The organism is Caballeronia humi (assembly GCF_001544475.1).
Lineage (GTDB): Bacteria > Pseudomonadota > Gammaproteobacteria > Burkholderiales > Burkholderiaceae > Caballeronia > Caballeronia humi.
This window is the reverse complement of sequence record NZ_FCNW02000011.1, coordinates 71625-92956: the sequence shown is the minus strand read 5'-3', so window position 1 is coordinate 92956 and position 21332 is coordinate 71625. Positions and strand designations below refer to the sequence as shown.

Here is a 21332-nt window from a genome sequence, read left to right as displayed (position 1 = left end):
GCTGCGCGGTCGCAAGCTGCGGCCTTGCTTTAAGCATCGATCAAGGGTTTGCCGCCTGGCAGACCCGTCCACTCATTACGCTGCGTGCTGCTTCGCTTCGGCCGATGCCGCTTCCGGAGCCGCCGCGCCGTGACGCTGCTTGTAGTCGGCGACCGCTGCCTTGATCGCGTCTTCCGCGAGGATCGAGCAGTGGATCTTCACCGGCGGCAGCGCCAGTTCTTCGGCGATCTGCGTGTTCTTGATGGTGAGCGCCTGATCCAGCGTCTTGCCCTTCACCCACTCGGTCACGAGCGAGCTGGACGCGATCGCCGAGCCGCAGCCATACGTCTTGAACTTCGCGTCTTCGATGATGCCGTCCGCGCCCACGCGGATCTGCAGCTTCATCACGTCGCCGCAAGCCGGCGCGCCGACCATGCCCGTGCCGACGGTGTCATCGTCCTTGCCGAACGAGCCGACGTTGCGCGGGTTTTCGTAGTGGTCCAGAACCTTGTCGCTGTATGCCATGATTCAAACTCCTTTCGTATTCCGTGTGTGTCTGTCGCGGTCCGGAGCGCTCAGTGCGCGGCCCACTGGATGGACGAGATATCGATGCCGTCCTTGTGCATTTCCCAGAGCGGCGACAAATCGCGCAGCTTCGCAATCTTGCCTTTCAGCAGGTTGATCACGTAGTCGACGTCCTGCTCGGTCGTGAAGCGCCCGACCGTGAAGCGGATCGAGCTGTGCGCGAGTTCGTCGTTGCGGCCGAGCGCGCGCAGAACATATGACGGTTCCAGCGAAGCCGACGTGCAAGCCGATCCCGACGACACCGCCACGTCCTTCACCGCCATGATCAGCGACTCGCCTTCGACGAAGTTGAAGCTGATGTTCAGGTTGTGCGGCACGCGCTGTTCCATGTCGCCGTTGACATAGGTTTCTTCCATGTCCTGCAGGCCCGTCAGCAGCCGGTCGCGCAGCATGCGAACGCGCTCGTTCTCGGTCGCCATTTCCTCGCGCGCGATGCGAAACGCCTCGCCCATCCCGACGATCTGATGCGGCGCGAGCGTGCCCGAGCGCATGCCGCGTTCATGACCGCCACCGTGCATCTGCGCTTCGATACGCACGCGGGGCTTGCGACGCACATACAGCGCGCCGATGCCCTTCGGACCATACGTCTTGTGCGCCGAGAACGACATCAGGTCGACCTTGAGCTTTTGCAGATCGATCGTGATCTTGCCGGTGGCCTGCGCCGCGTCGACGTGAAAAATGATGCCCTTCTCGCGCGTGATCTCACCGATCGCGGCCACGTCCTGAATCACGCCGATCTCGTTGTTCACGTTCATCACCGAAACGAGGATCGTGTCCGGGCGGATCGCCGCCTTGAGCTTGTCCAGGTCGATGAGGCCGTTGTCCTTGACATCCAGATACGTGACTTCAAAGCCTTCGCGTTCCAGTTCGCGGCAGGTATCGAGCACGGCCTTGTGCTCGGTCTTCACCGTGATGACGTGCTTGCCACGGCTTTTGTAGAAGTGCGCGGCGCCCTTGATCGCAAGGTTGTCCGACTCCGTTGCACCCGACGTCCAGATGATTTCGCGCGGATCGCAATTCACCAGCGCCGCGACGTTCTCGCGCGCTTCCTCGACCGCACGCTCCGCGTCCCAGCCGTACTGATGGCTGCGCGACGCCGGATTGCCGAACTGCTCGCGCAGAAACGGAATCATCTTGTCCACCACACGCGGATCGACCGGCGTCGTCGCGCTGTAATCCATGTAAATGGGCAGGTGGGGAAACTCGTTGTTCATCTGTCGCTCCGGATAAATCTGTCAAATGGCGTTGTCGTCGACGCGTGGCGCATGGGCTCGCACCCGAAAAGCGAGCGCGCCGTGTCAGCCCGCCAGGTTGAAAACGGAATTGGGTCCCTTCGGCACGACGCGCGCGGCTTCGACGCCCGCGCTCTCGGTGCGCCGGTCGCGCAGCACCGCCGGCGAGCCTTCGCGCGCGCGCTGCTGATCGACGAGATCCTTCAGCGACACGGAATCGAGATACTCGACCATCTTCTGGTTAAGGGTTGCCCAGAGTTCGTGGGTCATGCAATGGCCGTCGTGCTGCTTCGTGCCTTCGCAGGTGCCCTTGCCGCCGCATTGAGTGGCGTCGATGGGTTCGTCGACCGCGATGATGATGTCCGCCACCGTGACGTTCTCGGCGCGACGCGCGAGGTTGTAACCGCCGCCCGGCCCGCGGACCGATTCGACGATTTCATGACGCCTCAGCTTGCCGAACAACTGTTCGAGATAGGAGAGCGAGATGCGCTGGCGCTGGCTGATGCCGGCCAGCGTCACCGGGCCCTGCTCCTGGCGCAAAGCCAGGTCGATCATCGCCGTGACGGCGAAACGGCCTTTCGTGGTGAGTCTCATAATTGGGGGCTACCGCTAATACTTGAGGATTTTCGTCCAGTATAAATAGCCTACGCTTTTAGTCAAGTATCCATCCCAAAAAATCTATAGGAAGTTACTTAAGGCGCGCCGACGACGCCCTCTAGGCGGCGAGTTGCGTGCGCAGCGCCTTCAGGAGGCCCTCGCAGGCGTCTTCGCACTGGTCGAGTACGCGCTCGAAGCCATCGTCGCCGCCGAAATACGGGTCGACTACCACACGGCTGTCGTCGCGCGTGGCGAACTCCATCAGCAGACGAATTTTGTCGCGATGCTCCGGCGGGCAGATTTCGCCGAGCGCGGCGGCGTTGGCGTCATCCATCGCGATCAGGAGGTCGAAGCGCGCGAAATCGGCGGCGGCGATCTGGCGGCCGCGCAACGACGAGAGATCGTAGCCACGGCGTTTCGCGGCCCGCTGGGCGCGGTCGTCGGGAGGCTGACCGATGTGCCAGTCGCCGGTGCCGGCCGAATCGACGACGATCCGGTCGCCGAGCTTCGCCTCCGCCACCTGGTGCACCATCACCGCCTCCGCGCTCGGCGAGCGGCAGATGTTGCCCAGACAGACGAAGCAAACGGCGATCGAGTTCATTCGGTTGGAAAGGAAGCGGCGTCGGTTGGGCGGGCACTGCGCGGGCCGCGTGCGATCGGGCCCTGCTTGCGGTTGCCGCGAATTATACAAAGAGTCGGAAAAATCTGCCCTGTTCGCCTATGCAGGCTCGCTTAGAGGACGCGTGCCGATGGTGCTTCTCCCGGCTTCGGATTAGCGGGCATCCAGTCGCCGTCCGGCTCGACGTAACCGAACGACACCGCCCGCGCCAGTTCGGCGCTGACGGTCGCGGCAGTCGTCATCTCGCGCGGCGCGGGCGCGGGTTCGGCGGCGTTCATCGCGTGCATGTATGCGGCAAGCGCGATCGGAACGAGGATCGCGATGGGCCAGTAGGTCGCTATTGTCTTTTTCATTGGATACCCCTGCTTCTAGGTCGCGTGGCCAAAGGGAAAGGCGCACCTGTCGACGCTTCGAAGTTTACGGGTTTCCCCGTATCTCATAAATACACCTGTAAGCAAAGGTATGTTGCGTTGGGAACAACAAGCCCTTGCGGCACGGTCGATGCGAAGATAATCCCAACCGACCGTCATAAAGGCTTACAAACTTTTCGCGACACCGCATCCCGGCGGGTGTCTTATTAACCAATCGGTCAACGTTCGTTCCCAAACATCATGAAACTCGCAGTCGCAGGACTTGTTGTCGCGTCGTCGGCCCTACTGGGCGGGTGCGCGGTTTATCCGGACGGCACGCCCGCCTACGGCGGCGGCTATCCGGCCGGTTACGATCCCGGCTATCCCGCGTATGGGTATGGCGCGCCCGCCGTGGTGCAGTCGGGCGTGTATGTCGGCGGAGGAAGCTATTACGGGCCGGGGTATTACGGCGGGCCGCCGCCGCGCCGGTATTGGGATGATGGTCCTGGATATCGTCGTGGCGGCGGGGGTTACTACGGTGGTGACAATTATCACGGCCGTGGCGGCGGCGGGGGTGGAAACGGCGGCGGGAATGGCGGTGGAAATCACGGCGGGCCTCCACCTGGACAGCAAGCAGGCGGTGGCGGTGGCGGCGGACAAGGCGGACCGCAAGCCGGAGGCGGCCGGCCGCCTCCGGTCGCTGTCGGCGGGCCGGCGCCCAGCCGTCCGAATGTCGCGCCGCCTCCTCAGCGTGGCAACAATGGCGGGGGCAATCAAGGCAACGGCGGGAACGGAGGTGGCAGGGGGAACTCGCAGCGTCAGTCGGGCCCCTTCGGCGGCTGACCACGTCGTGTCGAGTGAAAAAAACCGCGTGAGACCCAAAGGTCTCGCGCGGTTTTTCGCATCAGCCGATATGCGACCGGTGCGCCTTGTATAGCTCGCGAAACGTCCTGCCGACCGGCGCGGGGATGTCGCGCGTATTCGTCCAGCCGCCTCCAAGCGGCAGTCGCGAAATCGCCTTCTTGCTGCCGCCCATGCGCTCGAGAACCCGCACGGATAGTTTGGTGAATAGCGCATACCAGTCGGGATGCAGCGCGAGAAATCCCCAAACGGCGAGCGCCACGCGTTCGTTCCGCGGCCGCAAACGCCGCTCCACCTGCTTTTCCCGGAGCTTGCGCAGAAGGTCCGAAAGCGGAATACCCACCGGACACACGCTGTTGCACTCACCGCAGAGCGTCGCGGCCTGCGGCAGATCGAGCGCGCGATCGATGCCGACGTAAGCCGGCGTCAGCACCGATCCCATCGGCCCGGGATAGACCCAACCATAAGCATGTCCGCCGATCTTCTGATACACCGGACAGTGGTTCATGCACGCGCCGCACCGGATGCAGCGCAGCATCTCCTGAAACTCCCCGCCGACGAGCCCGGTACGCCCGCCATCGACGAGCACGAAGTACATATGTTCCGGCCCATCCAGCTCGCCCTCGCCGCGCGGCCCGGTCAGCAGCGAGAAATAGTTCGACATCGTCTGCCCGGTTGCCGAGCGGGGCAAGAGACGCATCGCGGTAGCGAGATCTTCGAGCGTCGGCAGCACCTTTTCGATGCCCGTTACCGCGACGTGCACGCGCGGCATGACCGTACACATGCCTTCATTGCCCTCGTTCGTTACGACCGCTACCGACCCGGTCTCCGCGATCACGAAATTGCCGCCCGTCACGCCCATGTCCGCCGACATGAAGTGCGGCCGCAGCACCTGGCGCGCCTCACGCGTCATGTCGGGGATTTCGGTGAGACGCGGCTTGCCGTGCGTCTTCGCGAAGAGATCGGCGATCTGCTCCTTGTCCTTGTGGACGACGGGCGCAATGATGTGGCTCGGCGGCTCGTTGTCGTTGATCTGGAGGATGTACTCGCCGAGGTCCGTCTCGATCGACTGCACGCCCATCTCGCCGAGCACGCGGTTCAACTGCATCTCTTCCGACACCATCGACTTCGTCTTGATGACCTTTTTCACGACGTGCTTGCGCGCGATGTCCGCGACGAGTCGCGCCGCGTCCTGCGTCGATTCCGCGTAGAGCACCGTCGCGCCGCGGCGAGTAGCCTCGCGCTCGAAGGTTTCGAGCCACACGTCAAGATTTTCGATCGCGCGATCGCGGCGTTCCTTCAGCGCGGCGCGCGTCGCTTCGAAGTCGATCGCGGTGATCGCGCTCGCGCGGGCGCTGACGAATTTCGTCGAGAGTTTCGTGAGGTTCTGCTGCAAACGCTCGTCAGCGAGCTTGCTGCCCGCGCGAGCCTTGAAGTGCATTGTTTGAACTTGCATCGTCGCCGCTCCGGTAGGTCAGGCGTCGCCTGCGAGAACTTGCGCGATGTGCAGCACGCGCGTCGTGGTGTCGCCAGTGCGGCGCAGGCGTCCCTCTATGTTCAGCATGCAGCCGAGATCGCCGAGTACGACGGCGTTCGACCCACTTTCGCGGATGTTCGCGCATTTTTCGTCGACGATAGCGGTCGAGATTGCGCCATATTTCACTGCGAACGTGCCGCCGAAGCCACAGCAGTGCTCGCAGCCTTTCATCTCCGTGACCGGCACGCCAGCCTGCGCGAGCAGCGCGCGCGGCTGCGTCTTGACGCCGAGTTCGCGCAGGCCCGAGCAGGAATCGTGATAGGTAACACCGCCTTCGAACACGCCTGCCTCTAGCTGAACCCTGGCGACCGTGACGAGGAAATCGGTCAGTTCGTAGACGCGCGGCTGCACGCGCGCGTAACGGCTCATCAACTCGGGATCGTCGCGAAAAAGATCGCCGTAATGCGAGCGGATCATCCCTCCGCACGATCCCGACGGCACGACCACGTAATCGAACTGCTCGAATTCGCGCAGCGTCTTTTCGGCGAGATCGCGGGCGAGCGGCCGGTCGCCGGAGTTATAGGCCGGCTGGCCGCAGCACGTCTGCGCAGGCGGCACGATTACTTCGAAGCCCGCCTTCTCGATCAGTTTGATGACGGAAAACCCGATCTCCGGGCGCATCAGGTCGATGAGACAGGTGACGAACAAACCGACTCGCATGGGGATTTTTCTCCTGAATTTCTCGCCGATTATCCGCGATTAACTCGACTGCGCGAGCCTCGCTTGCGAAAAAGGGCCGGAAGCGGCTCAAGTCGAAGCACCCTATCTCAATTTCGCTTTTTTCACATTATGAGATACAATTGCACTTCCGCTGTTTGACGCATCAACCGATTTTCCACGATGAGCGATACGAACCCGGAATCCAAAACCTCCATCCAGGTCATCGAGCGCATGATGCGTCTTCTCGATGCCCTTGCCGCGCACACCGATCCCGTCAGCCTCAAGGAACTCTCGCAGAGCACGGAATTGCATCCGTCGACCGCGCACCGCATCCTGAACGACATGGTGCTGTGCCGGCTCGTCGACCGCTCGGACCCAGGCACGTACCGGCTCGGCATGCGGCTGCTCGAACTCGGCAACCTGGTGAAGGCACGGCTCTCGGTGCGCGAAGCCGCGATGCCGCCGATGCGCGAACTGCACCGGCAGACGGGGCAGACGGTGAACCTGTCGGTGCGTCAGGGCGACGAGATCGTCTATATCGAGCGCGCGTATTCGGAGCGCTCGGGCATGCAGGTCGTGCGGGCGATCGGCGGGCGGGCGCCGCTGCATCTGACCTCGGTGGGCAAGCTCTTTCTCGCCGCCGACGAAGCCTCGCGCGTGCGCGCCTACGCCACGCGCACGGGCCTCTCGGGGCACACGCAGAACAGCATCACCGATCTCGCGAAGCTCGAGCGCGAGTTGACCTTCGTTCGCCAGCAGGCCTGCGCGCGCGATAACGAGGAACTGGAACTGGGCGTGCGCTGCATCGCCGCCGGCATTTACGACGATACGGGGCGGCTCGTGGCGGGACTGTCGCTGTCGGCGCCGGCTGATCGTCTGCAGGACGCGTGGCTCAAGCAGTTGAGCCATACGGCGCTCGAAATTTCGCAGTCGCTCGGGTATCGGCCGGATCAGGGCTCGGATTCACAGCAGCGCTGAAAAGCGTATTCCCAAGAGAAAAGCCGGATTCATCTCACGATGAATCCGGCTTTTTTATGCGCGGTGGCTTAAAACATCAGGCGCCGCCGCCTGCGTCGGCGCTGGTGATGCGCGGCTCGCCGGCTGTATCGAGATACGAGCGGATGCGGCCCGCATCGGCGAAACGCGAATACTTGCCCGACGAATCGAGCAGCACCATCACGACCGGACGGCCGTTGATGTTCGCCTGCATCACGAGGCACTCGCCCGCTTCGTTGATGAAGCCGGTCTTCTGCAGGCCGATATCCCACGTCGGATTGCGGATCAGCGCGTTCGTCGAGCGGTAGGCGATGTTGCGCTTGCCGGTATAGACGTCGTAGCTCGTATCGGTCGAGAAGCGGCGGATCAGCGGGTATTGATACGCCGCGTTGACCATCTTCACGAGGTCGCGCGCGCTCGATACGTTCTGGCTCGTCAAGCCCGTGGAGTTTTCGAAGTGCGTGTCGGTCATGCCGAGCGACTTCGCCTTCGCGTTCATCGCGGCGATGAAGCCGGGGCGGCCGTTCGCGTAATACCGCGACAACGCCGCTGCCGCGCGATTTTCCGACGCCATCAACGCGATATGCAGCATGTCCTCGCGATTCAGCACCGAGCCGACCGCGAGCCGCGAACCTGTGTACTTCTCGTAGTCGCGGTCTTCGTCAGTGACCATGAGTTCGTCGGTGAGCGGCTCGCGCGAATCGAGCACGACCATCGCGGTCATGAGCTTGGTGATCGACGCGATCGGCACGACGGCGCGCGAATTTTTGTCGAAGAGCGTTTCCTGCGTGTTCTGGTCGACGACGTACGCGACACTCGAACGCAGCGCGAGGCTGTCCGCCGTCTCGTGCAGGCCGAACGCCTGGCCGACGGTCGGCGTGCGCGGCTGGTATGCGACCGCGTGCACGGCGCTGCGGCGGTTGTGCGGGTCCATCTTGTAGCTGACGCGGCGTTTGCGCGATGCACGCGGAGCGTCATCGTCGTCGTTCGCGGCGGCTACTTTCGCGGCTTTGGCCGGCGCGGGCGCGCGCAGCTTGGCGGCTTTGGTGCCTTGAGCTTTAGGTGATTCTGCGGTGGAGGGGGTCTTGCTGGCTTTCTTGACCGTGGCTTTCGATTGCGCCGCGGTCTTGGCGAAGGCTTCGCCGGGCATTGCCGCAAAGGAGGTCGCCACGGCGACGGACACCGCGACCGACATCACGGTGCGTAGCGCCACGCCTTGCATCACCTTTAGCGGCGAAAACATTTCGGTTTTCATTAGTGTTCTGTTCTGGGAGCGGCGTGAGAGTACCGCAAGTGTAGTAAAGCTGCGAAATTTAAGCAATATTAAGCACTTATCGACGCTCTTTAAACCGAGTTGTAAGCCTCGATTGCAAAAACACAATAAGGTTCTGGATGTTGATCGTCAAAAACGATCGTGATCCGGAAATTCGTTCGCCGATTTGCGCAGACGCCTTGCGGGCTTTCCAGGCATATCGGCAATTAATTCTGAATCTTGAGAGAAATGTCGACTCTGCGGTTTCCGAAACCGTTTCGCGCGCAATCGATGATTGTCGGAAACGGCTGGAACGCGTGTCGCCGAACGGCAACGGGCGTTTCGACTAAGACGAAATGTTAACGTTCCTTGAACAAGTTTGGTTTACGGCGCCATCCTAAAAAGCCGCGCCGCGTCGGCGGGCACAGGCCGCGGCGGCGAGCTGAATCGTGTGAAGGTGGACTTCGACCGTGTCGTCGATGTCGCGGCCGTAGCCGCCCGCCATCGCTATCGCGACCGGCAGGTTGCGGGCCGCCCCGGCGTCGAACACAAGCTGGTCGCGGCGCCCGAGGCCGTCGAAGCTCAGCGACAGCCGGCCGAGACGGTCGCCCGCGTGCGGATCGGCGCCTGCCAAGTAGATGATCAGCATCGGTTCGACGCGCTCGAACATCGTCGCAAGCGCGCGGGAGAGCGCGTCGGCGTAGGCGTCGTCATCGCAGCCGTCGGGGAGCGCGACGTCGAGATCGCTCGTTTCCTTCGAAAACGGATAGTTCGACTCGCCGTGCAATGACAGCGTGAAGACGCTCGGGTCGTCGCGGAAGATTGACGCCGTGCCGTTGCCCTGGTGCACGTCGAGATCGACGATGGCAATTTGCGCGCGGCCGCCCTGCCCGCACGCGTCGTACTGCATCGCGCGGGCAGCGACGGCGGCGTCGTTGAAGACGCAAAAACCCGCGCCGTGTGCCGCGTACGAATGATGCGTGCCGCCCGCGAGATTTACCGCGAAGCCGTCGATGAGCGCCGCACGGCAGGCGGCGATCGTCGCGCCAACGGACCGTCGCGAGCGCTCCACCATCTCCGGCGACCACGGAAAGCCGATTTCCCGTTGCTCGCGGATATCAAGCGCACCCGTCGCGACCCGTTCGACATAGTCCGCACGATGCACGCGCACGAGTTCGCTATCGCTCGCGATGGGCGCTTCGTGCAGCGCCACACCGCGCAATTCGGCTTCCACTCGCTCCCGCAGCAAACGATATTTCTGCATCGGAAAGCGATGGCCGGCCGGGAGCGGCAACACGAAACGGTCACTATAAAATGCTTTCATCACGTACTGGGCAGGTTCTCAGACGCCCGATCGTAGCATCGGAATAGTCTTGTAATCCTTGTCCCATCTTGGTGCATACGGGTTTTCCCGTATTCGTTCCGAGAGCCCGTCCCCACATATAAGCCTTTGTTTAACAAATAACTTAACGATTTTGTGCACCGCAACAAAAAGCGCTTGACACGCTTAGGAATTTGGCTAAAATAAGCTTCATGTTGCGACGCACCAATCGCACTAGCTTCATCCGGTAGCCGGATTTCCGGCATCCGTCACAAAACCACGACCCGCGCGCTGCTGGGTCGAATTTCAGGAGTGTGATATGACCCTGTTGACCCCCGAACAAATCGCCGCCGCACAAAAAGCTCAATTCGACACGCTCTTCGGCCTGACGAACAAGGCATTCGAAGGCATCGAAAAGCTGGTCGAACTGAACCTGCAAGTCGTGAAGTCGACGCTGGCAGAAAGCCAGGAAAACACGCAACGCGCCCTGTCGGTCAAGGACGCGCAAGAACTGCTGTCGCTGCAAGCCAGCCTGACGCAGCCGGTCGCCGAGAAGGTTCTCTCGTATGGCCGTCACCTGTATGAAATCGCATCGGCCACGCAAGCTGAATTCGCCCGTGTCGCTGAAGCGCAATACGAAGAGCAAAACCGCAAGGTGCAAACGCTCGTCGACAACGTCGCGAAGAACGCACCGGCAGGCTCGGAAACGGCTGTCGCCGTGATGAAGTCGGCAATCACCGCCGCCAACACCACGTACGAAACGGTTCACAAGGCAACGAAGCAAGCTGTTGAAATCGCTGAAAGCAACTTCAACGCAGCCGCTACGGCCGCCACGAAGGCCGCTACGCAAGCGACCGAGCAAGCTACCCGCACCGCCAAGAAGTCGGTTGCCTAAGGTATTTGCCTGAATCTCAGAAAAACCGGCTTCGGCCGGTTTTTTTGTGTCTTCGGACTTCGCTTCATGCGATAAAAAAACGGCGCACCCCCTAAAAGGTGCGCCGTTTTTGCGTTGCCGCGCCGAAACCTTACTTCTTTTTCTGCGGCGGCAGGTCGGTACAAACGCCTTCGTACAGCTCCGCAGCCATGCCGATCGATTCGCCGAGCGTCGGATGCGGGTGGATCGTCTTGCCGATGTCCGTCGCGTCCGCGCCCATTTCGACCGCGAGACACACTTCGCTGATCAGATCGCCCGCGTTCAACCCGACGATCCCGCCGCCGATCACGCGATGCGTCGCTTCGTCGAAGATCAGCTTGGTGAAGCCTTCATCGCGGCCGTTGGCGATCGCGCGACCCGATGCGGCCCACGGGAACACTGCCTTGCCATACTTGATGCCCTGCGCCTTGCACTCGTCTTCGGTCTTGCCGGCCCAGGCCACTTCCGGATCGGTGTAGGCCACCGACGGAATCTGGATCGCATCGAAATACGCCTTCTCGCCGTGCGCCGCTTCAGCCGCGACGTGCGCCTCGTGCACGGCCTTGTGCGCGAGCATCGGCTGGCCGACGAGATCGCCGATCGCGAAGATGTGCGGCACGTTGGTGCGCAACTGCTTGTCGACGTTGATGAACCCGCGCTCCGTCACCGCGACGCCCGCCTTGTCCGCGCCGATCTTGCCGCCGTTCGGGCTGCGTCCAACCGCGACGAGCACGAGGTCGTAGCGCTGCGCTTCGGCCGGTGCCTTCTCGCCTTCGAACGACACGTAGATGCCGTCGTCCTTGGCTTCGGCCTTGGTCGTCTTGGTCTTGAGCATGACGTTCGCGAAGCGCTTCGCGTTGTACTTCTCCCAAACCTTCACGAGATCGCGGTCGGCGCCCGTCATCAAGCCGTCGAGCATTTCGACCACATCGATCTGCGAGCCGAGCGCCGCGTACACCGTCGCCATTTCGAGACCGATAATGCCGCCGCCGATCACGAGCATGCGCTTCGGAATCTGGCGCAGTTCGAGCGCGCCGGTCGAATCGACGACGCGCGGGTCTTCCGGCATGAACGGCAGCTTTACCGCCTGCGACCCCGCCGCGATGATGGCTTTCGCGAACTTCACGACTTTCTTGCCATCGGCGGTGGCGACTTCCAGGTGATTCGGATCGACGAACGTACCGACGCCGTTGACCACCTGCACCTTGCGCGCCTTCGCCATGCCGGCCAGGCCGCCGGTCAGCTTCTTGACGACGCCTTCCTTGAAGCCGCGCAGCTTGTCGAGATCGACCGACGGCGCGCCGAACGTGATGCCGTGGTGTTCGAGCGCTTTCGCTTCATCGAGCACGAGCGCCGTATGCAGCAACGCCTTCGACGGAATACAGCCGACGTTCAGACACACGCCGCCGAGCGTCGCGTAGCGTTCCACGAGCACGGTCTTCATGCCAAGGTCGGCCGAGCGGAACGCGGCGGAATAGCCGCCGGGGCCCGCGCCGAGCACGAGCATGTCGCATTCGAAGTCAGCTGCGCCCGAGTAGCTGCCGGCCTTCGGGGCAGGAGCAGCCGGCGCGGCTGCCGCTTGCGGCGCGGCCTGTTGCGGTTTGGCTTCGGCAGCCGGTGCTGCGCCGCCGCCCGCGCCTTCGAGCGTCAGGATGACGACGCCTTCCGACACGTTGTCGCCGATCTTGACCTTCAGTTCCTTGACGGTGCCGGCCGCAGGCGACGGCACGTCCATCGTGGCCTTGTCGGATTCGAGCGTGACGAGCGACTGCTCTTTCTCGACGGTGTCACCCGGCTTCACGTGGATTTCGATGACCGGGATATCGGAGAAATCGCCGATGTCCGGCACCTTCACGTCCTGCGTGCCACCACCGCCAGCGGGCTTCGCGGCGGGTGCTTCCTTGGGCGCTTCGGCCTTCGGAGCGGGCGCGGCGGCGCCGGCGCCTTCGGTCTCGATCATCGCGATGACCGAACCCTGCGATACTTTGTCACCCGCTTTGACCTTCACTTCCTTGATGGTGCCTGCAACGTCGGCGGGCACTTCCATCGTGGCCTTGTCGGTTTCGAGGGTGATGACGCCTTGTTCTTTTTCGATGGCGTCGCCGGCTTTGATATTGACTTCGATGACATCGACGTCAGTGAAGTCGCCGATATCGGGTACTTTTAGTTCGACGAGACTCATGTTGTCCCCTAAGAATGAAGCGGAGAGAACCGAAGGCCAAACGAAGCGATCGGTTCTGCCGTCGGCAGACGCGCCGTTCTTTGCTCACCTTCCCTGGCCGTAGGCCAAAAAAAGCAAGTGCCGCCCCGCACGAGGGCTAACGTTGAAAGACCGGCGCGAATGCAAGTTCAATGACACGCGTTGCTGGCCGCCGAAGCAGCCAGCCAAGGCGAAAAAATCAAAGAATCACCCGACGGAAATCCGCCAGAATCCCCGACAAATACGCATTGAAGCGCGCAGCTTCCGCCCCGTCGATGACGCGATGGTCATAGGAGAGGGAAAGCGGCAGCGTCAGGCGCGGCACGAACTGCTTGCCGTCCCAGACGGGCTTCATGGCGCCCCGCGACAACCCGAGAATCGCGACTTCCGGCGCGTTGATGATCGGCGTGAAGTTCGTCCCGCCGATCCCGCCGAGCGACGAAATCGAGAAGCATCCGCCTTGCATCTGGTCGGGCTTCAGCTTGCCGTCGCGTGCCGCCTTCGACAGGTCCGCCATTTCCTTGGCGATGTCGAGCAGGCCCTTCTTGTCGCAATCGCGAATGACCGGGACCATCAGGCCATTCGGCGTATCGGCGGCGAAACCAACGTTGTAGTACTGCTTGAACACGAGGTTGTCGCCGTCGAGGCTCGCGTTGAACGTCGGGAACTTCTTGAGCGCCGACACGACCGCCTTGATGACGAACGCGAGCATCGTGATCTTGATGCCGGCCTTCTCGTTTTCCTTGTTCAGCTTCACGCGCAGCGCTTCCAGCTCGGTGATGTCCGCTTCGTCGTTGTTCGTGACGTGCGGGATCATGACCCAGTTGCGATGCAGGTTCGCGCCCGAAATCTTCTTGATGCGCGAAAGCGGCTTCGGCTCGACCGGACCGAACTTCGTGAAGTCGACCTTCGGCCACGGCAGCAGGCCCAACTCGCCGCCGCCACCGCCAGCCGGTGCGGCAGCCGCCGCCGGCGCCTTGCCCTGACCGGACATCACGCCCTTGACGAACGCGGTGATGTCGCCTTGCGTGATGCGTCCCTTCGGACCCGAACCCGTGACGCGCGACACGTCGACGCCCAGTTCGCGCGCGAACTTGCGCACCGACGGCGACGCGTGGCTCGACGTGTGCGTGCCGTCGCCGGCAGGCATTGCGGGCGCTTGAGCGAGCGCGGACGGCGCTTCCTTCTGCGCGGCGGGCTTCGCGGGCGCATCGGACGGAACGGTTTTCGGCTCCTCCTGCTTCGCGGCCGGTGCGGCCGGCGCGGCAGCAGCACCGCCGCCGCCTTCCAGCACGACGATCAGCGTGCCCTCGGAGACCGTGTCGCCGAGCTTGACCTTCAGTTCCTTGACCGTGCCGGCAGCGGGCGATGGCACGTCCATCGTCGCCTTGTCGGATTCGAGCGTGATGAGCGACTGCTCTTTTTCGACCTTGTCGCCGACCTTCACGCCGATCTCGATGACCGGAATGTCCGTGAAATCGCCGATGTCCGGCACTTTCACGTCGATCGTGCCGCCGCCCGACGCGGGGGCCGCAGCAGCCGGAGCAGCAGCAGGCGCCGCATCGGCCTTGGCGGGTGCAGCGGCCGGCGCCGCCGCGGAAGACCCCGCGTTCGCGCCGCCTTCCAGCACGACGATCAGCGTGCCTTCCGACACGTTGTCGCCAATCTTGACCTTCACTTCCTTGACGGTGCCAGCGGCTGAACTGGGCACGTCCATCGTGGCTTTATCGGATTCGAGCGTGACGAGCGACTGCTCCTTCTCGACGGTGTCACCCGCCTTCACATGGATTTCGATGACCGGGATATCGGAGAAATCGCCGATGTCCGGCACTTTGATTTCGATCGCTTGACTCATTATTAGTGTCTCCTGAGTTGCACGGCGCGCCGCTTCGCTTCGAAGCGGCGCGCCGTCACAACGCTCGGGGGCGATGCCTTTAAACGGTCATCGGGTTGGGTTTGGACGGGTCGAGGCTGTACTTCTTGATCGCCTCGCCGACGACCTTGCGGTCGATCGTGCCTTCGTCCGCGAGCGCGTTGAGCGCGGCGAGCGTGACCCAGTAGCGGTCGACTTCGAAGAAATGACGCAGCGCCTCACGCGTGTCCGAGCGGCCGAAGCCATCGGTGCCGAGCACGACGAACTTCTGCGGCACGAACGCACGGATCTGGTCGACGAGCGCGCGGATGTAGTCCGTCGATGCGATCACCGGGCCCGGCGCGTCCTTCAGCAGCTTCGTGACGTGCGCGACCTTCTTCTCTTCGGTCGGATGCAGGAGGTTGTAGCGCTCGACGGCCTGACCTTCGCGGGCCAGTTCCGTGAAGCTCGGCACGCTCCAGAGGTCGGCAGCGACGCCCCAGTCGGTTTTCAGCAACTCAGCGGCGGCGATGACTTCGTTGAAGATCGTGCCCGCGCCCATCAGTTGCACGCGCGGCGCCTTCTTGTCGGCCTCGGCCTTCCTGAACGAGTACATCCCCTTGATGATGTCCGCGGCAACAGACTCGCTTTCCGGGATCGCCGGATGCTCGTAGTTCTCGTTCATCACCGTGATGTAGTAGTACACGTCCTCCTGGTCCGCCACCATGCGGCGCAGGCCGTCCTGCATGATCACGGCGAGTTCGTAGCCGAACGTCGGGTCGTAGCTCACGCAGTTCGGGATCGATGCCGCCCACAGGAGCGAATGGCCGTCTTCGTGCTGCAGGCCTTCGCCGTTCAGCGTCGTGCGTCCCGCCGTGCCGCCGAGCAGGAAGCCGCGCGAACGCATGTCGCCCGCCGCCCACGCCAGATCGCCGATACGCTGGAAGCCGAACATCGAATAGAAGATGTAGAACGGGATCATGATCTCGCCGTGCGTCGAATACGACGTCGCGGCCGCGATCCAGTCACACATCCCGCCGGCTTCGTTGATGCCTTCCTGCAGGATCTGCCCGGTTTCCGACTCGCGATAGAACATGAGCTGGTCGGAATCTTCCGGCACGTACTTCTGGCCTTCCTGATTCCAGATGCCGATCTGGCGGAACAGACCTTCCATGCCGAACGTGCGCGATTCGTCCGGGACGATCGGCACGATGCGCTTGCCGAGCGCCTTGTCCTTCAAGAGGATGTTCAGGACGCGCACGAATGCCATCGTCGTGGAGATTTCACGACCCGGGCCCGTGCCCTTCAGCACCGCGTCGAACGCCGAGAGTTCCGGCACCGGCAGCGATTCCGCCTTCTCGCGACGCGTCGGCAGGTAGCCGCCAAGCGCCTGACGCTGGGCGCGCATGTACTCGAGTTCCTTCGAGCCTTCCTCGAAGGTGAGATACGGCACGTCCTCGATCTTGTCGTCGGCAATCGGCAGCTTGAACTGGTCGCGGAATTTCTTCAGCGTCTCGATCGGCAGCTTCTTCTGCTGGTGGGTGATGTTCATCGCCTGACCGTGCTCGCCCATGCCGTAGCCCTTGATGGTCTTGGCAAGGATGACAGTCGGCGCGTGCGTCGCCTTCTGCGCCTGGTCGTACGCCGCGTAGATCTTGTGCGGATCGTGGCCGCCACGGTTCAGGTTCCAGATGTCTTCATCGGACCAGTCCGAAACGAGCGCCTTCAGTTCCGGCGTGTTGAAGAAGTGCTCGCGAACGAACGCGCCCGACTCCGACTTGTACGTCTGATATTCGCCGTCGACGACTTCCATCATGCGACGCATCAGCGCGCCGGTCTTGTCGCGGGCGAAGAGCGCGTCCCAGCGGCTGCCCCACACCACCTTGATCACGTTCCAGCCCGCGCCACGGAATTCCGATTCCAGTTCCTGGATGATCTTGCCGTTGCCGCGCACCGGGCCGTCGAGACGCTGCAAGTTGCAGTTGATCACGAACACGAGGTTGCCGAGGCGCTCGCGGCCGGCCATGCCGATCGCGCCGAGCGATTCCGGCTCGTCGGTTTCGCCGTCGCCGAGGAACGCCCAGACCTTGCGGCCGGCCGTCTTCGCGATGCCGCGGGCTTCCATGTACTTCATGAAGCGCGCCTGATAGATCGCCATGATCGGGCCGAGGCCCATCGAGACGGTCGGGAACTGCCAGAAATCAGGCATCAGCCACGGATGCGGATACGACGAAATGCCCTCGCCGCCCACTTCCTGGCGGAAGTTGTTCAATTGCTTTTCGGTCAGGCGCCCGAGCAGGAACGCGCGCGAATACACGCCCGGTGACGAGTGGCCCTGCACGAACACGAGGTCGCCGCCGTGATCCTTCGAAGGCGCGTGCCAGAAGTGGTTGAACCCGACGTCGTACAGCGTGGCGGCGGAAGCGAACGAAGCGATGTGGCCGCCGACGTTCGTGTCCTTGCCGGCGCGCAGCACCATCGCGATGGCGTTCCAGCGCGTGTACGAGCGGATGCGGTGTTCGAGGTCCTGGTCGCCCGGAATCTTCGCCTGGTTGGCGACCGGGATCGTGTTGATGTACGGGGTGTTCGCGGAAAAAGGCAGATGTTCGCCATGGACGCGGGCGAACTCGATTTGTTTCTCGATCAGGTAATGCGCGCGATCAGGGCCAACTGCCGAAATCACGCCGTCTAGCGCTTCGAGCCACTCGGCGGTTTCCTGGGGATCGTCGTCGTTGGCATTGGCGACATATTTCAGAACTTCGTCGGGTACAGCGGACATGCTCGTCTCCTGATTTGAGGAACGCTCTATGAACTGACATCACGCGCCAATACGGCGCCGGCCGCGTGCGGCAATTCTAATGAGGGTCCGGACCATCACGCAAGGAATTTTTCAAATCACGATATTGAATCTCATAATACGAAAAATTGCTGCGGCGCACCGTCCGACAAGACTTTTTCGGTAGACGTTTCGCTCCCTTGCGACCATTTGAAGGCTGTTTCCTGTCTTTTTACGCCATTTAACAATCAAACGCTGCGTTACAATTGCCGCCATGTTGACCGATCGGCTTTTCGCACGTTCGGCGAAGTCGTCGCGCAAGCCGACAGACTCGTCGCCGTCCCGCTGGCACCACGGACCGTGGTGGTCGAACTCCTATTTACTCACGCCGCTCATTTCGATCCTGGTCTTTCTGATCGTCATGAGCCTGATCTTGTGGAGTCTCAATCGGCGCGAGCAGCAGCAACAGGAAGACACGCTTTACAGAAACGTCGCGTGGGCCCAGCAGCAGATTCGTCTTTCCATGACGGGAGCGCAAGAACAAATTCAGGCGCTCGCTCGCGACATCGCCACCGGACACGGTGATCCGCAGACTTTCCAGACCTCCTCCACCGACATCATGCAGGGTCATCCCGAGATCCTGTACATGAACTGGTACACGAGCGAGCACAAGCCGCGCTGGCCCAGCACGCCTTTGCCGGTGCTGGGTTCGCGCCTCGCCAAGCCGAACGAAACGCAGATGGACGAAGCCGTCCAGGCCGCCTTCGACGAAGCGCGCACGACCCGCCGCCAGGTCTATTCCCCCCTTCTCTACGACGATCTCGGCAACGGCTACATCACGCTGCAGACGCCGGTTTTTCGCGACCGCGAATTCCTCGGATCGATCGCGGCGGTATTTTCGATCGAAGGAATCCTGAAGCACGACATCCCAAGTGAGCTGTCGGCGAAGTACAAGATTTCGATCACCGATCTCAACAATCGCGAACTCGCCACCACGTCGAGCCGTCCGCGCCTGCCGCGCGACATGTTCTACGACCTGCCACTCGACCCGCCGGGACAAGGCGTTTCGGTGCGCGTGTATTCGTACCCGCAGCTCACGAATTTCACGAACAACACGCTCGTGTGGCTCGTCGCGGGCCTGTCGTGCTTCGTGCTGTGGAGCCTGTGGAGCCTCTGGAAACACACCCGGCAGCGTTTCGAGGCGCAGCAGGCGCTCTACGCCGAAGCGTTTTTCCGCCGCGCGATGGAAAACTCGGTGCTGATCGGCATGCGCGTGCTCGACATGCACGGCCGCATCACGCACGTGAATCCCGCGTTCTGCCGGATGACCGGCTGGGACGAAAACGACCTCGTCGGCAAAACGAAGCCGTTTCCGTACTGGCCGCGCGACGCGTATCCCGAAATGCAGCGCCAGCTCGACATGACGCTGCGCGGCAAGGCGCCCTCGTCCGGCTTCGAACTGCGCGTGCGCCGCAAGGACGGCTCGTTCTTCCACGCGCGGCTCTACGTGTCGCCGCTGATCGACAGCTCGGGGAGGCAGACCGGCTGGATGTCGTCGATGACGGACATCACCGAGCCGAAACGCGCCCGCGAAGAACTCGCCGCCGCGCACGAGCGCTTCACGACCGTCCTCGAAAGCCTTGATGCCGCCGTCTCCGTGCTCGCCGCCGACGAAGCCGAATTGCTCTTTGCGAACCGCTATTACCGGCATCTGTTCGGCATCCGTCCGGACGGTCACCTGCAACTCGCGGGCGCGGGGTTCGACGGCGCACAGACATCGTCGGACACCATCGACATGGTGGATACCTATGCGGGCCTGCCCGCCACCGCGCTCACGGAGAGCTCGGCGGACGCGCAGGAAGTCTATGTCGACGGTATCCAGAAGTGGTTCGAAGTGCGGCGCCAGTACATCCAATGGGTCGACGGCCATCTCGCGCAGATGCAGATCGCGACCGACATCACGCAGCGCAAGCAGGCGCAGGAACTCGCGCATCAGCAGGAAGAAAAGCTCCAGTTCACGAGCCGGCTGATGACGATGGGCGAAATGGCGTCGTCGCTCGCGCACGAGCTGAACCAGCCGCTCGCCGCGATCAACAACTACTGCTCGGGCTGCGTCGCGATGGTGAAATCGGGCCGCATGACGCAGGAAAACCTGCTGCCCGTGCTCGAGAAGACCGCACAGCAGGCCGTGCGCGCCGGGATGATCATCAAGCGCATCCGCGAGTTCGTGAAGCGCAGCGAGCCGAAGCGCCAGGCATCGCGCGTCGCCGATATCGTCGCCGATGCGGTTGGTCTCGCCGAGATCGAGGCGCGGAAGCGCAAGATCCGCATCGTGACGGAAATACGCTCGCGCATGCCCGTGATCTACGTCGATCCGGTGCTGATCGAGCAAGTATTGGTGAACCTGTTGAAAAACGCGGCCGAAGCGATGCATGATGCGAAACCGAACGCCGTCGATCCGGTGATTCGCGTGATCGTGCAGCGCACCGACGGCAACTTCGTGTGCGTAAGCGTCGTGGACCAGGGGCCAGGCGTCGACGAAGCCACCGCCGAGCGCCTCTTCGAGCCGTTCTACAGCACCAAGTCCGACGGCATGGGCATGGGGCTGAACATTTGCCGTTCGATCATCGAATCGCATCGCGGGCGCCTGTGGGTGGTCAATAACGTCGAATCCGACGGCCACATCACGGGCGCCACGTTCCACTGCAGTCTGCCGATTGGAGAGTCCGACAGCCCGAGCAACGGCGGGCAGGACGCTCTCGATGAACACACCAGACAACAAACCGTTACGGGAGAGCTATGAGCAGTCCAGTTACCACCCAGGAAACCGTCTTCGTCGTCGACGATGACGAGGCCGTGCGCGATTCTTTGCGCTGGCTGCTCGAGGCCAATGGCTATCGCGTGCAGTGTTTCGCGAGCGCGGAGACCTATCTCGACGCCTATCTGCCGATCGCGCATTCCGGCGCGATCTCGTGCCTGATCCTCGACGTGCGCATGGCCGGCATGACGGGCCTCGAATTGCAGGAACGCCTGATCGCCGAAAATTCGCTGCTGCCGATCATCTTCGTGACGGGTCACGGCGACGTGCCGATGGCCGTCTCGACCATGAAAAAAGGCGCGATGGACTTCATCGAAAAGCCGTTCGACGAAGCCGAACTGCGCAAGCTCGTGGAGCGCATGCTGGAGAAGGCGCGCAGCGAGAGCACGAGCGTCCAGCAGCAGCGCGCGGCCGCCGAGCGTCTCGGCAAGCTGACGGCGCGCGAGCATCAAGTACTCGAACGGATCATCGCGGGGCGCCTGAACAAGCAGATCGCCGACGATCTCGGCATCAGCATCAAGACCGTGGAAGCGCATCGCGCGAACATCATGGAGAAGCTGAGCGTGAATACCGTCGCCGATCTTCTCAGACTCGCGCTGTCGAACAAGCCGCAGCAGTAAGCCTCTTCGCAACGCACGTTGCACGCGCGCCGGAAGGCCCCAAGGTCCGGCGCGCTTCGTGTTTCTCACCCTCCCGTCAACTCCTCTTTTCCTAGTTCCCGCATTTTCGGAAACGTGATATTTCTGCATTCACGTTGACACGACGTGTCCCCGGCCCTAATTTG

18 protein-coding genes and 1 pseudogene are annotated in these 21332 nt (G+C 62.5%); 6 read left to right on the top strand and 13 right to left on the bottom strand.

From position 1 onward, the window contains the following. Positions 1-75: 75 nt before the first annotated feature. The 5 genes from iscU to AWB65_RS13515 form a co-directional block, all read right to left on the bottom strand. Complete coding sequence (iscU, locus tag AWB65_RS13535; RefSeq protein WP_087657172.1) at positions 76-504, bottom strand: Fe-S cluster assembly scaffold IscU; 429 nt, start codon at positions 502-504, stop codon at positions 76-78. A gap of 50 nt (positions 505-554) precedes the next feature. Then, positions 555-1778 carry an IscS subfamily cysteine desulfurase gene (locus AWB65_RS13530; RefSeq protein WP_087667640.1) on the bottom strand — a complete coding sequence of 408 codons (1224 nt, stop codon included), beginning with the start codon at positions 1776-1778 and terminating at the stop codon, positions 555-557. A gap of 84 nt (positions 1779-1862) precedes the next feature. After that, complete coding sequence (iscR, locus tag AWB65_RS13525; protein WP_087667639.1) at positions 1863-2390, bottom strand: Fe-S cluster assembly transcriptional regulator IscR; 528 nt, start codon at positions 2388-2390, stop codon at positions 1863-1865. Between the two features lie 121 nt (positions 2391-2511). Continuing rightward, positions 2512-2994 carry a low molecular weight protein-tyrosine-phosphatase gene (locus AWB65_RS13520; protein ID WP_087667638.1) on the bottom strand — a complete coding sequence of 161 codons (483 nt, stop codon included), beginning with the start codon at positions 2992-2994 and terminating at the stop codon, positions 2512-2514. Between the two features lie 131 nt (positions 2995-3125). Next, positions 3126-3365, bottom strand: coding sequence for a hypothetical protein (locus tag AWB65_RS13515; RefSeq protein WP_087667637.1), 240 nt, complete (start codon positions 3363-3365; stop codon positions 3126-3128). Positions 3366-3623: 258 nt separating this feature from the next. Here AWB65_RS13515 and AWB65_RS13510 point away from each other — a divergent pair, with 258 nt between their 5' ends. Further along, positions 3624-4205, top strand: a complete 582-nt coding sequence (locus AWB65_RS13510) for a hypothetical protein (RefSeq protein WP_087667636.1) — start codon at positions 3624-3626, stop codon at positions 4203-4205. Positions 4206-4266: 61 nt separating this feature from the next. Here AWB65_RS13510 and AWB65_RS13505 read toward each other — a convergent pair whose 3' ends face one another. Both AWB65_RS13505 and AWB65_RS13500 read right to left on the bottom strand, forming a co-directional pair. Next, a complete protein-coding gene (locus AWB65_RS13505) occupies positions 4267-5679 on the bottom strand; it encodes a LutB/LldF family L-lactate oxidation iron-sulfur protein (RefSeq protein ID WP_087667635.1) in 1413 nt (470 codons plus the stop codon). Between the two features lie 18 nt (positions 5680-5697). Then, positions 5698-6420, bottom strand: coding sequence for a (Fe-S)-binding protein (locus AWB65_RS13500; protein ID WP_087667634.1), 723 nt, complete (start codon positions 6418-6420; stop codon positions 5698-5700). A 180-nt stretch (positions 6421-6600) separates the two neighbouring features. On the opposite strand from AWB65_RS13500, the gene AWB65_RS13495 reads away from it, so the two are divergent. Further along, on the top strand, positions 6601-7398 hold the full coding sequence (locus AWB65_RS13495) for an IclR family transcriptional regulator (protein WP_087657164.1): 798 nt from the start codon (positions 6601-6603) through the stop codon (positions 7396-7398). 76 nt (positions 7399-7474) lie between these two features. Here AWB65_RS13495 and pbpG read toward each other — a convergent pair whose 3' ends face one another. After that, on the bottom strand, positions 7475-8671 hold the full coding sequence (pbpG, locus tag AWB65_RS13490) for a D-alanyl-D-alanine endopeptidase (RefSeq protein WP_087667633.1): 1197 nt from the start codon (positions 8669-8671) through the stop codon (positions 7475-7477). A gap of 137 nt (positions 8672-8808) precedes the next feature. On the opposite strand from pbpG, the gene AWB65_RS13485 reads away from it, so the two are divergent. After that, the gene (locus AWB65_RS13485; protein WP_087667632.1) at positions 8809-9018 is read left to right on the top strand and encodes a hypothetical protein; all 210 of its coding nucleotides are present in this window, start codon (positions 8809-8811) and stop codon (positions 9016-9018) included. Positions 9019-9065: 47 nt separating this feature from the next. On the opposite strand, the gene AWB65_RS13480 is transcribed toward AWB65_RS13485, so the two are convergent. Continuing rightward, a complete protein-coding gene (locus AWB65_RS13480) occupies positions 9066-9992 on the bottom strand; it encodes a histone deacetylase family protein (protein WP_087667631.1) in 927 nt (308 codons plus the stop codon). Between the two features lie 316 nt (positions 9993-10308). On the opposite strand from AWB65_RS13480, the gene AWB65_RS13475 reads away from it, so the two are divergent. Then, positions 10309-10884, top strand: a complete 576-nt coding sequence (locus tag AWB65_RS13475; RefSeq protein ID WP_087657161.1) for a phasin family protein — start codon at positions 10309-10311, stop codon at positions 10882-10884. Positions 10885-11014: 130 nt separating this feature from the next. Here the strand turns inward: AWB65_RS13475 and lpdA are convergent, their stop codons facing one another. The 4 genes and pseudogenes from lpdA to aceE form a co-directional block, all read right to left on the bottom strand. After that, positions 11015-12757, bottom strand: coding sequence for a dihydrolipoyl dehydrogenase (gene lpdA / locus AWB65_RS13470; protein WP_327358026.1), 1743 nt, complete (start codon positions 12755-12757; stop codon positions 11015-11017). Between the two features lie 159 nt (positions 12758-12916). Further along, positions 12917-13084 (bottom strand): annotated as a pseudogene (locus tag AWB65_RS37740) (biotin/lipoyl-containing protein); the annotation flags it as partial. Between the two features lie 217 nt (positions 13085-13301). Next, complete coding sequence (gene aceF / locus AWB65_RS13465; RefSeq protein WP_087667629.1) at positions 13302-14957, bottom strand: dihydrolipoyllysine-residue acetyltransferase; 1656 nt, start codon at positions 14955-14957, stop codon at positions 13302-13304. Positions 14958-15036: 79 nt separating this feature from the next. Next, the gene (aceE, locus tag AWB65_RS13460; RefSeq protein WP_087667628.1) at positions 15037-17733 is read right to left on the bottom strand and encodes a pyruvate dehydrogenase (acetyl-transferring), homodimeric type; all 2697 of its coding nucleotides are present in this window, start codon (positions 17731-17733) and stop codon (positions 15037-15039) included. 271 nt (positions 17734-18004) lie between these two features. Between aceE and fixL the strand changes: the two genes are divergently transcribed. Both fixL and fixJ read left to right on the top strand, forming a co-directional pair. Further along, positions 18005-20533: an oxygen sensor histidine kinase FixL gene (gene fixL, locus AWB65_RS13455; protein ID WP_087667627.1), complete on the top strand. Its 2529-nt coding sequence runs from the start codon at positions 18005-18007 to the stop codon at positions 20531-20533. Beyond that, positions 20530-21168: an oxygen response regulator transcription factor FixJ gene (gene fixJ / locus AWB65_RS13450; RefSeq protein WP_087657156.1), complete on the top strand. Its 639-nt coding sequence runs from the start codon at positions 20530-20532 to the stop codon at positions 21166-21168. The genes fixL and fixJ overlap by 4 nt, the downstream gene beginning before the upstream one ends. Positions 21169-21332 lie beyond the last annotated feature (164 nt).

Excerpts from the sequence above, each read along its gene's own strand:
- AWB65_RS13530 (WP_087667640.1), bottom strand. The coding sequence starts at position 1,778 with ATGAACAACGAGTTTCCCCACCTGCCCATTTACATGGATTACAGCGCG.
- AWB65_RS13495 (WP_087657164.1), top strand. The coding sequence starts at position 6,601 with ATGAGCGATACGAACCCGGAATCCAAAACCTCCATCCAGGTCATCGAG.
- AWB65_RS13510 (WP_087667636.1), top strand. The coding sequence starts at position 3,624 with ATGAAACTCGCAGTCGCAGGACTTGTTGTCGCGTCGTCGGCCCTACTG.
- AWB65_RS13505 (WP_087667635.1), bottom strand. The coding sequence starts at position 5,679 with ATGCAAGTTCAAACAATGCACTTCAAGGCTCGCGCGGGCAGCAAGCTC.
- AWB65_RS13480 (WP_087667631.1), bottom strand. The coding sequence starts at position 9,992 with ATGAAAGCATTTTATAGTGACCGTTTCGTGTTGCCGCTCCCGGCCGGC.
- AWB65_RS13520 (WP_087667638.1), bottom strand. The coding sequence starts at position 2,994 with ATGAACTCGATCGCCGTTTGCTTCGTCTGTCTGGGCAACATCTGCCGC.
- AWB65_RS13515 (WP_087667637.1), bottom strand. The coding sequence starts at position 3,365 with ATGAAAAAGACAATAGCGACCTACTGGCCCATCGCGATCCTCGTTCCG.
- fixJ (WP_087657156.1), top strand. The coding sequence starts at position 20,530 with ATGAGCAGTCCAGTTACCACCCAGGAAACCGTCTTCGTCGTCGACGAT.
- AWB65_RS13500 (WP_087667634.1), bottom strand. The coding sequence starts at position 6,420 with ATGCGAGTCGGTTTGTTCGTCACCTGTCTCATCGACCTGATGCGCCCG.
- pbpG (WP_087667633.1), bottom strand. The coding sequence starts at position 8,671 with ATGAAAACCGAAATGTTTTCGCCGCTAAAGGTGATGCAAGGCGTGGCG.
- fixL (WP_087667627.1), top strand. The coding sequence starts at position 18,005 with ATGTTGACCGATCGGCTTTTCGCACGTTCGGCGAAGTCGTCGCGCAAG.
- AWB65_RS13475 (WP_087657161.1), top strand. The coding sequence starts at position 10,309 with ATGACCCTGTTGACCCCCGAACAAATCGCCGCCGCACAAAAAGCTCAA.
- aceF (WP_087667629.1), bottom strand. The coding sequence starts at position 14,957 with ATGAGTCAAGCGATCGAAATCAAAGTGCCGGACATCGGCGATTTCTCC.
- AWB65_RS13485 (WP_087667632.1), top strand. The coding sequence starts at position 8,809 with ATGTTGATCGTCAAAAACGATCGTGATCCGGAAATTCGTTCGCCGATT.
- iscR (WP_087667639.1), bottom strand. The coding sequence starts at position 2,390 with ATGAGACTCACCACGAAAGGCCGTTTCGCCGTCACGGCGATGATCGAC.
- aceE (WP_087667628.1), bottom strand. The coding sequence starts at position 17,733 with ATGTCCGCTGTACCCGACGAAGTTCTGAAATATGTCGCCAATGCCAAC.
- iscU (WP_087657172.1), bottom strand. The coding sequence starts at position 504 with ATGGCATACAGCGACAAGGTTCTGGACCACTACGAAAACCCGCGCAAC.